At 53.2% G+C, this 16,245-nt stretch carries 10 protein-coding genes and 2 pseudogenes; 2 read left to right on the forward strand and 10 right to left on the reverse strand.

Going from position 1 to position 16,245, the window contains the following annotated elements:
• Positions 1-80 precede the first annotated feature (80 nt).
• Together acnB and ACO6VX_RS19110 are read right to left on the reverse strand one after the other, a co-directional pair.
• On the reverse strand, positions 81-2,678 hold the full coding sequence (gene acnB, locus ACO6VX_RS19105) for a bifunctional aconitate hydratase 2/2-methylisocitrate dehydratase (RefSeq protein WP_115064838.1): 2,598 nt from the start codon (positions 2,676-2,678) through the stop codon (positions 81-83).
• Positions 2,679-3,231: 553 nt separating this feature from the next.
• Positions 3,232-3,741, reverse strand: a complete 510-nt coding sequence (locus ACO6VX_RS19110; protein WP_010253965.1) for a phenolic acid decarboxylase — start codon at positions 3,739-3,741, stop codon at positions 3,232-3,234.
• Positions 3,742-3,846: 105 nt separating this feature from the next.
• Between ACO6VX_RS19110 and ACO6VX_RS19115 the strand changes: the two genes are divergently transcribed.
• On the forward strand, positions 3,847-4,746 hold the full coding sequence (locus tag ACO6VX_RS19115) for a LysR family transcriptional regulator (RefSeq protein ID WP_060679463.1): 900 nt from the start codon (positions 3,847-3,849) through the stop codon (positions 4,744-4,746).
• A 427-nt stretch (positions 4,747-5,173) separates the two neighbouring features.
• Here the strand turns inward: ACO6VX_RS19115 and ACO6VX_RS19120 are convergent.
• The 8 genes and pseudogenes from ACO6VX_RS19120 to pdhR form a co-directional block, all read right to left on the reverse strand.
• Positions 5,174-6,102: pseudogene (locus ACO6VX_RS19120) on the reverse strand (Rpn family recombination-promoting nuclease/putative transposase).
• A gap of 236 nt (positions 6,103-6,338) precedes the next feature.
• Positions 6,339-6,428: pseudogene (locus tag ACO6VX_RS19125) on the reverse strand (CRISPR-associated protein Cas1); the annotation flags it as partial.
• A gap of 81 nt (positions 6,429-6,509) precedes the next feature.
• Positions 6,510-6,935, reverse strand: coding sequence for a type II toxin-antitoxin system HicB family antitoxin (locus tag ACO6VX_RS19130; RefSeq protein WP_010253955.1), 426 nt, complete (start codon positions 6,933-6,935; stop codon positions 6,510-6,512).
• A gap of 26 nt (positions 6,936-6,961) precedes the next feature.
• Positions 6,962-7,141, reverse strand: coding sequence for a type II toxin-antitoxin system HicA family toxin (locus ACO6VX_RS19135; RefSeq protein ID WP_010253953.1), 180 nt, complete (start codon positions 7,139-7,141; stop codon positions 6,962-6,964).
• Between the two features lie 182 nt (positions 7,142-7,323).
• Complete coding sequence (lpdA, locus tag ACO6VX_RS19140) at positions 7,324-8,748, reverse strand: dihydrolipoyl dehydrogenase (RefSeq protein WP_010253950.1); 1,425 nt, start codon at positions 8,746-8,748, stop codon at positions 7,324-7,326.
• A gap of 160 nt (positions 8,749-8,908) precedes the next feature.
• Entirely contained in the window at positions 8,909-10,810 is a 1,902-nt protein-coding gene (aceF, locus tag ACO6VX_RS19145) for a pyruvate dehydrogenase complex dihydrolipoyllysine-residue acetyltransferase (protein WP_167433374.1), read from the reverse strand.
• 14 nt (positions 10,811-10,824) lie between these two features.
• Positions 10,825-13,491: a pyruvate dehydrogenase (acetyl-transferring), homodimeric type gene (aceE, locus tag ACO6VX_RS19150; protein WP_010253944.1), complete on the reverse strand. Its 2,667-nt coding sequence runs from the start codon at positions 13,489-13,491 to the stop codon at positions 10,825-10,827.
• 101 nt (positions 13,492-13,592) lie between these two features.
• Positions 13,593-14,357, reverse strand: coding sequence for a pyruvate dehydrogenase complex transcriptional repressor PdhR (pdhR, locus tag ACO6VX_RS19155; protein ID WP_010253942.1), 765 nt, complete (start codon positions 14,355-14,357; stop codon positions 13,593-13,595).
• 515 nt (positions 14,358-14,872) lie between these two features.
• Between pdhR and aroP the strand changes: the two genes are divergently transcribed.
• Positions 14,873-16,228 carry an aromatic amino acid transporter AroP gene (gene aroP / locus ACO6VX_RS19160; RefSeq protein WP_010253939.1) on the forward strand — a complete coding sequence of 452 codons (1,356 nt, stop codon included), beginning with the start codon at positions 14,873-14,875 and terminating at the stop codon, positions 16,226-16,228.
• Positions 16,229-16,245: the final 17 nt, after the last annotated feature.

Consider the following 16,245-nt stretch of genomic DNA (forward strand, 5'->3'; position numbering starts at 1 on the left):
TTGATTGTCTCTCTACCCCATGCTGAGACGAAAAAAAGGGGCGAATCATCGCCCCTTATTCATGCCTGCAAGGTGAAGAATCAGACCGCGGTCTGGAAAATCACACCATCAGCTTTGTCGGTGTACTGCGTCAGCTGGTCGAAGTTGAGATAGCGATACGTGTCGCTGGCCGTTTTATCGACCTGCGCCATGAATTGCTGATACTCATCCGGCGTTGGCAGTTTGCCAAGCAGAGACGCGACCGCAGCCAGCTCCGCTGACGCCAGGTAGACGTTAGCGCCGTTACCCAGACGGTTCGGGAAGTTACGGGTCGAAGTCGAGACCACCGTCGAACCATCTGCAACACGTGCCTGGTTACCCATGCAGAGTGAACAGCCCGGGATCTCGATACGCGCACCGCTTTTGCCGAATACGCTGTAGTAGCCTTCTTCAGTGAGCTGCGCCGCATCCATCTTGGTTGGCGGTGCCACCCACAGACGGGTTGGCAGCTGGCCTTTGTGGCTATCCAGCAGTTTACCCGCAGCACGGAAGTGACCAATGTTGGTCATGCATGAGCCGATAAACACTTCGTCGATCTTCTCACCCTGAACGTCAGAGAGCAGACGTGCATCGTCCGGATCGTTTGGCGCACAGAGGATTGGCTCTTTGATTTCAGCCAGATCGATTTCGATCACGGCGGCATATTCAGCATCGGCATCCGGCTCAAGCAACTGAGGATCGGCCAGCCATTTCTCCATACCTTCAATGCGACGCTCCAGCGTACGACGATCGCCGTAGCCTTCTGCGATCATCCACTTCAGCAGCACGATGTTGGAGCTGAGGTATTCGATAATCGGCGCTTTATCCAGCTTGATGGTACAGCCCGCAGCGGAACGTTCTGCTGACGCATCGGACAGCTCAAACGCCTGCTCAACTTTCAGATCCGGCAGACCTTCAATCTCCAGGATGCGACCAGAGAAGATGTTTTTCTTACCTTTCTTCTCAACGGTCAGCAGACCCTGTTTGATGGCATACAGCGGAATGGCGTGAACCAGATCGCGCAGGGTAATACCCGGCTCCATCTTACCTTTAAAGCGCACCAGAACCGATTCCGGCATGTCGAGCGGCATTACGCCAGTCGCGGCGGCAAACGCCACCAGGCCTGAACCCGCCGGGAAAGAGATGCCGATAGGGAAACGGGTGTGCGAGTCACCACCGGTACCGACGGTATCCGGCAGCAGCATACGGTTCAGCCAGCTGTGGATAATGCCGTCACCCGGACGCAGTGACACACCACCGCGGTTCATGATGAAGTCTGGCAGCGTATGGTGCGTGCTCACATCCACCGGCTTCGGATACGCGGCGGTGTGGCAGAACGACTGCATCACCAGATCGGTAGAGAAGCCCAGGCAAGCCAGATCTTTCAGCTCGTCACGGGTCATCGGGCCGGTGGTATCCTGCGAGCCAACCGAGGTCATCTTAGGTTCGCAATAGGCACCCGGACGAACGCCGGTCACGCCACAGGCGCGGCCAACCATTTTCTGCGCCAGCGAGAAACCACGGGTGCTCTCCGCGACATCTTTCGCCTGACGGAATACGGTGCTGTGCGGCAGACCCAGCGACTCGCGCGCTTTGGTGGTCAGACCGCGACCGATGATCAGCGGAATACGGCCACCGGCGCGCACTTCGTCAATCACTACTTCGGTTTTGAGCTCGAAGCTGGCCAGCAGCTCATTGGTTTCGTGGTTGCGGACTTCGCCTTTGAATGGATAGATGTCGATCACATCGCCCATGTTCAGGTTGTTTACGTCTACTTCAATGGGCAGTGCGCCCGCATCTTCCATGGTGTTGAAGAAGATGGGTGCAATTTTGCTGCCCAGCACCACGCCGCCGCCTTTTTTATTTGGCACGTTCGGGATGTCGTCGCCCATAAACCACAGCACCGAGTTGGTGGCGGATTTACGTGAAGAACCAGTTCCGACAACATCACCGACATACGCCAGCGGGAAGCCTTTGGTCTTCAGAGCTTCAATCTGTTTGATCGGGCCGATATTGCCCGCTTCATCAGGCTCAATGCCTTCACGGGCATTTTTCAGCATCGCCAGGGCGTGCAGAGGAATGTCTGGACGTGACCAGGCATCCTGGGCCGGAGAGAGATCGTCGGTGTTGGTTTCGCCAGTGACTTTAAACACGGTAACCGTGATTTTCTCTGCCAGTTCAGGCCGTGACAGATACCATTCCGCATCTGCCCAGGATTGCATCACCTGCTTCGCGTATTCATTACCCGCTTTCGCTTTCTCTTCGACATCATAGAAGTTGTCGAACATCAGCAGCGTGTGTGAAAGGGCTTTCGCGGCAATCGGAGCCAGTTTGCTATCGTCCAGCGCCTCAATCAGCGGATGAATATTGTAACCGCCCTGCATGGTGCCAAGCAGTTCAACCGCTTTTTCAGAAGATATCAGAGGAGAGGTTGCTTCGCCTTTGGCGACAGCCGCCAGGAAACCGGCTTTGACATACGCCGCTTCATCGACGCCAGGTGGGACGCGGTTGACCAATAAATCGATCAAAAATTCTTCTTCACCCGCAGGTGGATTTTTTAGCAGTTCAACCAGCGCGGCCATTTGGGAAGCCTCTAAAGGCTTAGGTACAATTCCCTGGGCAGCACGCTCGGCAACGTGCTTACGGTATTCTTCTAGCACGACGTTATCCTCGCTCTCATTATGTAGGGCTTTCCGACCACCTTGCTCACTTATGGAGAACAATCTTCCCTTTCTCGTCCAGGTTGAGGTGCCCGGTTTCGCGGAGGGCAGAATAGCAGTATTTCGTCTGTTTGTTAATCTGTTTACAAAAATACAACATAATCCACTACGGCCATTCTGCCCGCTTAACTCCCTGCATCAGCCAGCTGAGTCGGCTGAATGGGTCTCTCTGCAGCGTACCGCATTCCACACAAATGACTGCAGGTTTATGTCAGTTTTGCCGTGGCTTTAGCGAAGTGATTCAGGGAAATAGATAACTGGCAGGAATAGAAGCCGGCGTGTTTATGGGGTACAGCGGAGGTGAGCTCAGGAGGATAACAACACCAGGCCGGAAATCAGCCTGATGCAACTGACACCGAATCCGTCCTGCTGATTACTACTGATAAAACCCTGGTCGGTAAATCTCTTTTTCATCCTCGCAAGTTACACGTCAGAAGCTACAAGACAGAAACTGCTATTCAGAAGAGGTCGTCATGACCTCTTCTGTGCATGCTTAATTTTTCAGATTTTCCGGAAAATTGGCGGGCAACTGGTCAGGCGGACAGTCGATCACGCTTTCGTTATTTTCGCCCACATCACGGATTACGGTCAGCGTCGCGAACTCATCAATCACTTCGGTTGGATAAGCCGGACCCGCTTCGCGGAATTTTGCCATCTCTTCCAGATGATCATTCTGGAAGCAGACGGTTTTTTCCGGATTATTCATTACCCAGCGTGGGAAGAAGATGGTGCCGTGGAAAATTTTATCAGCCAGATTAACGGCCAGGCTGACATCGGTACCGGTTGGTTCAGTCCAGGAAACTTTATAGACATCCTGCGCCAGACGAACGACATAGACATGCTGATTTTTAACCCAGCGATTACCGACCATACCGCTGTGAATGCGATAGTCGATGGTGCTGGCATTTTTAATGTAGAGCTCGTAATTCCAGCCGTTGTCATAGGTGTAAACCAGATGTTTGCCGACGATGCCAGACAGGTCATGTTTATCGAAAGTGCTCATGGTTAATTCCTCATTTGTTTTCCTTGAGGAGATTATTGCGCGTTACAAAACCGATGAATAACGCTATTTTTAGCACTAAATAATTTAATTTTTAGATGAGTGAGCATGTACAAGACAACACTAGAACAGTGGTATCTGCTCGACGCAGTAGTGAATGAGGGGAGTTTTGCGCTGGCAGCGGAGAAGAACAATCGCAGCCAGTCCTCACTGAGTTATCAGCTGAGCCTGTTACAGCAGCGGCTGGGTTTGACCCTATTACAGCAGGAGGGCCGCCGCGCTGTCCTGAGTGCAGAGGGACATCAGTTGCTCGCGCAGGTGCGTCCGCTACTGGAGGGATTCGGCGCGCTTGAGGCGCAGGCCAGTGCACTGCAACGCGGCGAGCGTTCACGCATCGATCTGATGGTCGATGCGACTCTGCCCAAACCCTTGCTATTCGATGTGCTTCAGACCTTTCAGCAACGCTATCCGCATGTCCGCATCTGGTTTAGCGAAATCGTCCGAAGCGAAACGCCTGACAGACTGGCGGAGCATCAGGCTGATCTCTGGCTGGTGGCGCAATATGGCGACACGCCGCTAGCAGGCGAAAGCCTGATGAGTGTCGATTTCGTCGCCGTCGCCCATCGCGACCACCCGCTGCACCGCGAATCCGCCCCGCTTAATGCTGCTACGCTGGCACGCTGGCCCTGCATTACCATTCTGGATCGTCAGCAGCAGCAGCAGTCAGAGGTCAATGGCGATCAGGCGGAGAACTGGTCATTCACGACGCTGTCGGCAGCCATTGAAGCGGTCCAGCATCAGTTAGGTTATGGCTGGCTGCCGGAACAGAATATCGCAGCGCTGTTAGAGAGCGGTGAGCTCCGTCCCCTGCCGCTGCTGCAGGGCCGCCGACGCAGTAGTTCGCTGGTGATGTATATCAATGAAGAGAGACTACCCGGCAACAGCGCCATTACTGCCCTGGCACAAATGTTTATTGAACGAGTGGCTGCATGGGAGATGCGTGGTTAGATGAAGGTTAGCTTGCTGCCTAATCTTCTGAGAATTCGACTGTCAGAGTGCCACCGTCCAGCATCCCATATTGTGTTTACCGGGTGTACTGGAAACAGTGAAAGGGATAAGCCAGACCTTAGCCGGCCCCTGAATTTTAGCATCCAGGAAGGTTATGCCCTGCTGATCTGCAGCCCTCTTTGCTTCCTCCCAGGAACTCCACCTATCCTGATGTTTAAGCCAGGAGCCCCGGTAATTTTGTCATAACAGTCGAATTGCTTTGTGATGAGTTTCGGGAATGGCAGAAAAGCACGCTCGTAATTATAGTCAGTTAACCCGGGAGACTGTGTCAGCGCACTAACTGATGAGCAGCGCCTGCGTTTCATTAAATTTGTTAAGCCCTGTAGTGCAGGGCTTTACGTTGCCGAGCCGTTTTCTGACATCAAAATCAGTGACGGATCTGTGAAAGTTCATCTTCTGAGAGACCGGTCATTTTCATGACGGTGTTACGGTCGATGCCGTTCTGCAGCATAGTGCGGGCAACTTCGACTTTGCCTTCATTTCGGCCTTTCTCGATTCCACGCTGTTCACCAAGCTGAATACCTTTCTCGATGCCCTTCTGCTCCAGCTGCTGTGCGATGGTCATAAGTGCGTCTCCGTGTTGCGGCACTCGCTGTGCCAGTTCGCGCACGAAGGCTTCGGAGTCAGCCGACTCGCCTGCCTGCAGTAAATAGTGTATCAGCGCTGTTACCTGGGGTGAAGAAAGATAATCGGCCATCAGTAACGTGGCCAGCCGATCGGTGAGAGTCGCGATGTCACGCTGATGTATGTGCTTCTGTAACAGCGTCAGCGCCGCCATGCTGCGGTGCCCCATGATTTCCTCATCCGGGATCACCGTGACATCCACCAGTGGAAAGGTACTGCCATAGAGGTTTTCCGCCAGCGAAGGGTCTTCAAATTCGTCGAGCCAGCGTGTTGAATACGGATAAGGCTGCGTTTGCCGGTATAGAACAGTACCGGTATAACCAGCGGCAGCTGCTTATGGCCCGCTTCAAGGTGGCGGTGCATAGCCGCCACAGCGTATCGCATCAGCCTGAATGCCATATGCCTGTCCGGCGTAGACTGATGCTCAACCAGGACGTGTATGTACCCATCCCCGTTACTGGTCTTCAGGCTGTAGAGGATATCGCTGAAATACTGGCGAAGATCGTCTTCAACGAACGAACCGGATTCAAGTTTCAGGGTGCTGAGGTCGCATATAGCGCGCAGTTCGGCGGGCAGATGTAGTTCCATGAAGTCGCGGGCAATGTCCGGCTGTGAGAGAAACTGCCGGAAAGTGGCATCGTGAGGTGTGGGAGTGCTGTTCTTTTTTTTCATCGGGCCTGACTCTGATATTCACATTCGTAGGGGATTACAGGCCAGATGTCTGGCCACCTCCATCATCAATGCGGTTTATCCCCGCTAGCGCGGGGAACACTCTTAATGTATGTGGCTGTAAAATATGATGATTTTACCCTCATAAAAAAATCACCACTAAATTCACGTATTTAAAGATCAGTAACTCACTGATTTGTAAGAGTCAGGAAGAGAATCAGCTGCAGTCCATCCAGATTCACCGGAATATGCATTCTTACGCCGGTTTTATCAATCTGGATAAAAGCATCATCAAAGACATCAACCTGACCATACGTGAGAAAGATCATGGCAACGGCTTAAGGGGTAAAAACTCATAAACGGTGCCTTTTGATTCCTCTGCCACCAATAAATTTAGCTATCACGCGGACTTACTTTTGAGGCCTGTTAATCGGAGCAGTAATACGCTCAAGCGCTACCTGAGCCAGAAAGCCCGAGCGACTTTTGTATTCGGGGTGTGAAGCCACACAACGATCAATCCGATCAATTAACGACCTGGGTAAAGTGACATTGATTTTTTCAGAGCCGCCCAGCAAACGAATGACATCTACATCAACCAATGCCCAGATATAACCCTGATAGTCAGGATTCGTGGCCAGAGTCTCAATGGTGGACACGGCAGGGATCTCATGACCGAGCTCTACACATAATTCGATATGCCCTGTGATAGCCTCTTTGGCGTTTTTAATGGCTTCATCAAGAGTATCCCCGGCAGAGAAACACCCTGGTAAATCGGGAACGATTACGCCGTATGCGTGTTCGTGATCACCCGCTTCAATCGCGATTGGATAAAACATATTCATACCTCTACGGACAAGCGGGATTAAATTCTCGCTTGTTTCCTGATGCTCTTTACCGTACCGATCGGTAAGTCTTTTTTAGGATGGGGTACTGTAACCAGCCCCGGTTTTGTCGGATGTGTGAAATGGTGATGGCTACCGTTTATCCCTGTCAGAACCCAGCCATCAGCCTTCATTTCGGAAATTAACGTGCTGCTATCCATCCCTGTGTCCTGTCGCGTCCCGATGAAAGCACGATAACTCTAATAACTCTCACAGGCAACGTTTTCAGGGTTATTGGGGTTACCTTTAGTCTTAACCCAAATCGATTCTTGCCATACAGCACCAAACTCCAGGCGAAAAAAAAGCCCCCATAACGGGAGCTTTCTTCTTTAGTAGCAGAAAGTTATTTCTTCTTCGCTTTCGCGTTAGGCAGATCGGTGATGCTGCCTTCGAAGATTTCTGCCGCCAGACCGACTGACTCATGCAGGGTCGGGTGAGCGTGGATGGTCAGCGCAATATCTTCCGCATCACAACCCATCTCAATCGCCAGACCGATTTCGCCTAACAGCTCGCCGCCGTTAGTACCGACAATCGCGCCACCAATAATCCGGTGCGTCTCTTTGTCGAAAATCAGTTTGGTCATACCGTCTGCACAATCAGAAGCGATAGCACGGCCTGAGGCTGCCCACGGGAAGGTGGAGGTCTCGTAGCTGATGCCCTTCTCTTTCGCTTCTTTCTCGGTCAGACCGACCCAGGCAACTTCTGGCTCAGTATAGGCAATTGAAGGGATCACTTTCGGATCGAAGTAGTGCTTCAGACCGGAGATCACTTCTGCCGCCACGTGGCCTTCATGCACGCCTTTGTGCGCCAGCATTGGCTGACCGACGATGTCGCCGATAGCATAGATGTGTGGCACGTTGGTGCGCATCTGCTTGTCGACGCGAATGAAGCCGCGATCGTCCACTTCCACGCCCGCTTTACCGGCATCCAGACCTTTACCGTTCGGCACACGGCCGATCGCCACCAGCACCGCGTCGTAACGCTGCGCTTCGCCTGGTGCTTTTTTACCTTCCATTGAAACGTAAATGCCATCGTCTTTTGCTTCAACGGCGGTCACTTTGGTTTCCAGCATCAGGTTAAATTTCTTGCTGATTTTCTTGGTAAAGACTTTCACCACGTCTTTATCCGCAGCCGGGATAACCTGGTCGAACATCTCAACCACATCAATCTCTGAACCCAGCGCATGATAAACCGTCGCCATTTCCAGACCGATGATGCCGCCGCCCATGACCAGCAAGCGCTTCGGCACTTCTTTCAGTTCCAGCGCATCGGTAGAGTCCCAGACACGTGGATCTTCATGTGGAATGAATGGCAGTTCGATTGGACGTGAACCCGCAGCGATAATGGCATTATCGAAGTTGATGGTGGTCGCGCCGCCTTCTCCTTCAACCACCAGGGTGTTAGCACCGGTGAATTTGCCAAGGCCGTTAACCACGGTGACTTTACGACCTTTTGCCATTCCTGACAGGCCGCCAGTCAACTGGTTGATAACCTTCTCTTTCCAGCTGCGAATCTTGTTGATATCAGTAGATGGCTGGCCAAACACAATGCCGTGCTCTTCAAGGGCTTTCGCCTCTTCAATCACTTTAGCAACATGCAGCAGCGCTTTAGATGGGATACAACCGACGTTCAGACAAACACCACCCAGGGTGCTGTAACGCTCTACCAGTACGGTTTCCAGACCTAAATCCGCACAACGGAAGGCTGCAGAGTAACCTGCAGGACCTGCCCCAAGTACTACGACCTGGGTTTTAATCTCTGTACTCATCATGACCTCTTAATTGATATCCGGCGGGTCAGACTTTCTTATAATGCCCTTGTTCCACCGGGACTTTCACCGCAAGAGTTTACAGAATTGTTAACAAACTGCCAACCGCGGCGCGACGAATCGTTACAGGAAGGCCGGCTTCCGCCGGCCTTCTTTACATTTACATAACTAAACGACGAATGTCAGACAACATATTGCCGATGATGGTGATGAATCGTGCACCATCAGCACCGTCGATTACGCGGTGGTCGAAGGAGAGAGAAATCGGCATCATCAGACGCGGAGTAAACTCTTTACCGTTCCACACCGGCTCCATCGCCGATTTAGAGACACCCAGGATAGCCACTTCCGGCGCGTTCACGATCGGCGCGAAGTGCGTAGTGCCCAGGCCGCCCAGGCTGGAGATGGTGAAACATCCGCCCTGCATGTCGCCCGCTGTCAGCTTACCGTCACGCGCTTTCTTCGAAATCGCCATCAGTTCACGCGACAGCTCGGTGATGCCTTTCTTGTTCACGTCTTTGAAGACCGGAACCACCAGGCCATTTGGTGTATCAACCGCCACACCGATGTTGATATATTTTTTCAGCGTCAGTTTCTGTGCATCTTCAGACAGCGAGCTGTTGAAGCGTGGCATCTGCTCAAGCGCCGCCGCGACCGCTTTCATGATGAACACCACCGGGGTGTACTTCACATCCAGCTTACGCTTCTCTGCTTCAGCATTCTGCTGCTTACGGAAGGCTTCCAGATCGGTGATATCGGTTTTGTCGAAATGCGTAACGTGCGGGATCATTACCCAGTTACGGCTCAGATTCGCGCCAGAAATTTTCTGGATACGACCCAGTTCGACTTCTTCGATTTCGCCAAACTTACTGAAATCAACTTTCGGCCATGGCAGCATGCCTGGCAGACCGCCGCCGCTGGCTGCAGCTGGTGCCGCTTCAGCGCGTTTCACGGCCTCTTTCACGTAAGCCTGCACGTCTTCTTTCAGAATGCGACCTTTACGGCCGGTGCCTTTGACTTTCGCCAGGTTAACACCGAACTCGCGCGCCAGGCGACGGATCACCGGGGTAGCGTGAACGTAAGCGTCGTTCTCTGCGAACTCACCTTTGCTTTCCGCTTTAGCTGGAGCGGGTGCCGCGGCTTTAGCGTCAGATTTGGCAGCAGGAGCCGGTACAGCTTCCTGTTTCGCGGCCGCAGGGGCAGCCGGAGCAGCACCTTCGACCTCGAACACCATGATCAGTGAGCCGGTGCTGACTTTATCGCCGGTCGCCACTTTCAACTCTTTGACGGTACCTGCAAACGGCGCAGGCACTTCCATAGAGGCTTTGTCGCCTTCAACCACAATCAGTGACTGCTCAGCTTCAACTTTGTCGCCGACTTTGACCAGGATCTCGGTAACTTCAACTTCATCACCGCCGATATCCGGAACGTTAACGTCTTTGGCGCCTGCAGCCGCGGCAGGTGCCGATGCCGCTTCTTCTTTCACTTCTGGCTTCGCGTCAGAGGCCGGTGCTGCGCCTTCTGCTTCAAAGACCATGATGGCTGAACCGGTGCTGACCTTGTCGCCGGTGGAAATAGTGATCTCTTTGACCACACCCGCGAACGGAGCCGGGACTTCCATCGACGCTTTATCGCCTTCCACCACAATCAGTGACTGCTCGGCTTCGACTTTGTCGCCAACCTTAACCAGGATCTCAGTGACTTCAACTTCGTCACCGCCGATATCCGGCACAGCCACTTCTTTGCTGGCCGTGGCCGCAGCAGCGGCTGGCGCTGGCGCCGCGTCCGCTTTTTTCTCTTCGGCGGCGGCAGGTGCTGCTTCCGCAGCGCCTTCAGCATCAAACACCATGATCAGTGAGCCGGTCTCAACTTTGTCACCGGTAGAGATTTTGATCTCTTTCACTACGCCAGCCTGCGGCGACGGCACTTCCATTGAGGCTTTGTCGCCTTCCACGGTGATCAGCGACTGCTCGGCTTCCACCTTGTCGCCAACTTTCACCAGAATCTCGGTGACTTCAACTTCGTCAGACCCGATATCCGGTACCTTAATTTCGATAGCCATTACTCTATTACCTCTTAAGCCAGACGCGGGTTAACTTTATCGGCATCGATATTGAATCGGGTGATCGCGTCGGCCACCACTTTCTTCTCGATCTCGCCGCGTTTAGCCAGCTCACCCAGCGCGGCAACCACCACATAAGATGCATCAACTTCAAAGTGATGACGCAGGTTCTCACGGCTGTCAGAGCGACCAAAGCCATCGGTACCCAGTACGCGATAATCGCTGGCCGGGACATAGCTACGAACCTGCTCAGCGAACAGTTTCATGTAGTCGGTTGAGGCGACAGCAGGTGCGTCGTTCATCACCTGAGCGATGTAAGGTACGCGCGCTTCTTCTGTCGGATGCAGCATGTTCCAGCGCTCACAATCCTGGCCATCACGTGCCAGTTCAGTGAACGAGGTGACGCTGTAGACATCAGAGCCGATACCGTAATCTTTCGCCAGGATCTGCGCAGCTTCACGCACATGACGCAGGATAGAACCTGAGCCCAGCAGCTGCACTTTGCCTTTGCTGCCGTCTACCGTTTCCAGTTTGTAGATACCCTTACGGATACCCTCTTCTGCACCAGCGGGCATTGCTGGCATATGGTAGTTTTCGTTCAGCGTGGTGATGTAGTAGTAAACGTTCTCCTGCGCTTCGCCATACATACGCACCAGACCGTCATGCATGATGACAGCCACTTCATAGGCGTAAGAAGGATCGTAGGAGATACAGTTCGGGATAGTCAGCGACTGAATGTGGCTGTGACCATCTTCATGCTGCAGACCTTCGCCGTTCAGGGTAGTACGACCTGAGGTGCCGCCGACCAGGAAGCCGCGCGCCTGTTGGTCGCCCGCCAGCCACATCAGATCGCCGATACGCTGGAAGCCGAACATCGAGTAATAGATGTAGAACGGGATCATCGGCAGGTTGTTGGTGCTGTAAGAGGTCGCCGCAGCCAGCCAGGATGAACCTGCGCCCAGCTCGTTGATCCCTTCCTGCAGAATCTGGCCTTTCTCGTCTTCTTTGTAGTAAGCAACCTGCTCGCGGTCCTGCGGGGTGTACTGCTGACCGTTCGGGCTGTAGATACCAATCTGACGGAACAGACCTTCCATACCAAAGGTACGCGCTTCATCAGCGAGGATCGGAACCAGGCGATCTTTGATCGACTTGTTCTTCAGCATCACGTTCAGGGCACGTACAAAGGCGATGGTGGTTGAGATCTCTTTGTTCTGCTCATCCAGCAGCGCACTGAACTCTTCGAGTGCTGGCATTTCCAGCTTTTCAGTGAACTTCGGCTGACGTGTTGGCAGGTAGCCGCCTAACTTCTCACGCTGACCGTGCAGATACGTGTGCTCTTCAGAGCCCTTTTCAAAGGTCACGTACGGCAGTGATTCAATTTTGTCATCTGCAACTGGCACGTTGAAGCGATCACGGATATAGCGCACGCCATCCATGTTCATCTTCTTCACCTGGTGGGCAATGTTTTTGCCTTCCGCGGTGTCGCCCATACCATAACCTTTGATGGTATGCGCCAGGATCAGTACTGGCTTGCCTTTGGTGTCCTGCGCTTTTTTCAGTGCCGCGTAGATTTTCTTCGGATCGTGGCCGCCACGGTTCAATGCCCAGATTTCATCATCGGACAGATCTTTAACCAGCGCGGCGGTTTCCGGATATTTACCAAAGAAGTGCTCACGCACATAGGCACCATCACGGGATTTGAAGGTCTGGTAATCGCCGTCGACGGTTTCGTTCATCAGCTGAATCAGCTTGCCGCTGGTATCTTTGCGCAGCAGCTCATCCCAGCGACCGCCCCAGATGACCTTGATCACTTCCCAGCCAGCACCGGCAAAGATGCCTTCCAGCTCGTTGATGATCTTGCCATTACCGGTAACCGGGCCATCCAGACGCTGCAGGTTGCAGTTAATGATGAAGACCAGATTATCCAGTTTTTCACGGGTCGCGATGGTGATCGCGCCTTTAGATTCTGGCTCATCCATCTCACCGTCACCCAGGAAGGCGTAAACGGTCTGAGCAGAGGTATCTTTCAGGCCACGGTGTTCCAGATACTTCAGGAACTTCGCCTGATAGATAGCCGATAGCGGACCCAGACCCATTGATACGGTCGGGAACTGCCAGAATTCCGGCATTAATTTCGGGTGCGGATAAGAAGAGAGGCCTTTACCGTCAACTTCCTGACGGAAGTTATTCATCTGGTCTTCGGTCAGACGACCTTCAAGGAACGCACGGGCATAAATGCCGGGAGAGATGTGGCCCTGGAAATAGACCAGATCGCCGCCATCCTTCTCACTGCGCGCGCGGAAGAAGTGGTTGAAGCACACTTCATAAATCGTCGCAGAAGACTGGAAGGAGGACATGTGGCCGCCGAGTTCCAGATCTTTCTTCGATGCGCGCAGCACCGACATGATGGCGTTCCAGCGAATTGCGGAACGGATACGACGTTCAAGAGAGGTATTGCCCGGATAATCGGGTTCATCTTCAACGGCAATAGAGTTGATGTAGTTGCTGATTGCAGAAGATCCTGCAGCCACGTTTACGCCGCCTTTGCGGGCTGCACCCAGTACCTGATCAATCAGATACTGTGCACGTTCAACACCTTCTTCACGGATGACCGATTCGATCGCCTGTAGCCAGTCACGAGTTTCAATCGGATCCACGTCATTGTGTAAACGTTCTGACATGGGTGTGTTCCTTATCTGTGTCTAATACGTTGAATAATCGGGAGCCTGTTAAAGCAGATGCAGGCAGGCTCGTCTGATGTCAGTACGATCTTTGTCGCACGTTATTCCTTACGTTGCTGTAAACGACGCAGGGAGCGTTCTCGACGGCTCTGCTCCCGACTTCTGTCCAGCAAGATTTCCTCTATGAACGCCAGGTGACGGTGTGAAGCCTCGCGCGCTTTTTCTGGCTCACGAGCCACAATCGCCTCAAAGATTCTGGCGCGGTGACCGCTCACTTTTGCCAGCATTTCCCGGCGCGAGTAGAGCAATTCGAAATTCTGGCGAACGTTTTGTTCCAGCATAGGGCCCATTGAGCGTAGCAAATGTAAAAGCACAACATTATGGGCCGCTTCTGTGACAGCGATCTGATACTGCATCACTGCGTCCGCTTCGGCGTCTAAATCGCCGCTGTCCTGCGCCTGCTGGATATTCACATGGCAGTCGCGAATGCGCAGCAGGTCTTCCTCTGTGCCGCGCAGCGCCGCGTAATAGGCGGCGATGCCTTCTAAGGCATGGCGCGTTTCCAGCAGATCAAACTGTGATTCCGGATGGTCGGCGAGAAGCTCAACGAGTGGATCGCTTAAGCTTTGCCAGAGATTCTCCTGCACGAACGTTCCGCCACCTTGTCGGCGCAGCAATAATCCTTTGGCTTCTAAGCGCTGGATCGCTTCGCGGAGAGACGGACGTGAGACATCGAATTGTTTGGCGAGTTCGCGCTCAGGCAGCAGCTTCTCTCCCGGACGCAGGGTCCCTTCCATAATCAGCGATTCGAGCTGTTGCTCGATAGCGTCGGAGAGCTTAGGTTGGCGAATCTTACTGTAAGCCATCGTCCCTTCTTATTAAGCCAGTCGTCCGGAGTAAATTGGTAATACCAATTGCAAAGAGGTGCCGGTAAAGTAACAAAGTATTCACCTTGTGTCTATATGGTGTCTGCGACATTCACCTGCCCCCAAAGCCTGTGCTGGCGCTAACTTGCGGTTAAAAAAATGAAAAATTCGCGTTACCGTAAATGTTAAATAATTTCACTTTTACCAAACCTTACACCCGCTTAGCGCGTTAGCGCAGCGGCAGACATAAGTGAAAGCTATTCGTCATTAACGGAATTTCATGGCAGAAGTTGCTGTGGGCAGACGTGACCAGGACGGCGTTTTTTCAGTCAACTCTCAGCACGAAAGGCGAAAGCAGGTGCAAAGCGATTCGCTTATCACTATTCTTGTCGCCAGGGTAGCAGATGGCACTATTCAGTACGCCAGATACCGTAAAATAATCAATACGTTATTGTAACTACTTCATTACAGCGTCCTGCGCTGCGAACGAAGAATAAAAACATCACGAGGTTTGTATGGAACAACAGCAAGGCGAAGCGCTGAAACGTGGTCTCAAGAACCGCCATATTCAGCTCATCGCGCTGGGTGGTGCAGTGGGAACCGGCCTGTTTCTGGGCAGTGCATCGGTCATTGAATCCGCCGGACCGGCCGTAATTCTGGGCTATGCGATTGCCGGTTTTATTGCCTTTTTAATCATGCGCCAGTTAGGCGAAATGGTCGTGGAAGAGCCGGTCGCCGGCAGCTTCAGCCACTTTGCGTATAAATACTGGGGCAACTTTGCAGGCTTCGCTTCGGGCTGGAACTACTGGGTGCTCTATGTGCTGGTCGCCATGGCGGAACTCACCGCCGTTGGCAAATATGTCCAGTTCTGGTGGCCAGACTTTCCGACCTGGGCTTCGGCTGCCATCTTCTTCGTGATGATTAACGCCATTAACCTGACCAATGTGAAAGTGTTCGGTGAGATGGAGTTCTGGTTCGCCATCGTTAAAGTGGTTGCGGTGATTGGCATGATCCTGTTCGGAGGCTGGTTGCTGTTCAGCGGTCACGCGGGTCCGCAGGCTACCGTGCGCAACCTGTGGGAACAGGGCGGATTTTTCCCGCATGGCATCGGCGGTCTGGTGATGGTCATGGCGATTATCATGTTCTCGTTTGGTGGCCTGGAGCTGGTGGGTATCACCGCCGCTGAAGCGGATAACCCAGAAGTGAGCATTCCAAAAGCGACCAACCAGGTGCTGTGGCGTATTCTGATTTTCTATATTGGTTCGCTGGCGGTGCTGCTGTCACTGATGCCGTGGACGCGTGTCACGTCAGAAGTCAGCCCGTTTGTCTTTATCTTCCACGAACTGGGCGATGCCATGGTGGCGAATGCGCTCAACGTGGTCATCCTGACGGCGGCTCTGTCGGTCTATAACAGCTGCGTTTACTGCAACAGCCGTATGCTGTTTGGTCTGGCACAGCAGGGTAATGCGCCGAAAGCGCTGCTGAAGGTCGATCGTCGCGGTGTGCCGGTGTTAACGATTCTGGTCTCTGCTGTCGCCACTGCGCTCTGTGTGCTGATCAACTATCTGATGCCGGGTGAAGCGTTTGGCCTGCTGATGTCGCTGGTCGTTTCTGCGCTGGTGATCAACTGGGCGATGATCAGCCTGGCGCACCTTAAGTTCCGTCGTAAGAAAGATCAGCAGGGCGTAACCACCCGCTTTAAAGCGCTGCTCTATCCGGCGGGTAACTGGATTTGCCTGATTTTCCTGGCGGCGATTCTGGTACTGATGGCGACCACGCCGGGCATGGCGATCTCTGTCTGGCTGATTCCGGTCTGGCTGGTGATTCTGGGCGTGGGTTACTTTATCAAGAACCAGACACAGAAAGCCTGATGCTTTACCACGTGCTG

It is taken from the genome of Pantoea sp. BJFS-204 (genome assembly GCF_049310725.1).
Classification (GTDB): domain Bacteria; phylum Pseudomonadota; class Gammaproteobacteria; order Enterobacterales; family Enterobacteriaceae; genus Pantoea; species Pantoea agglomerans.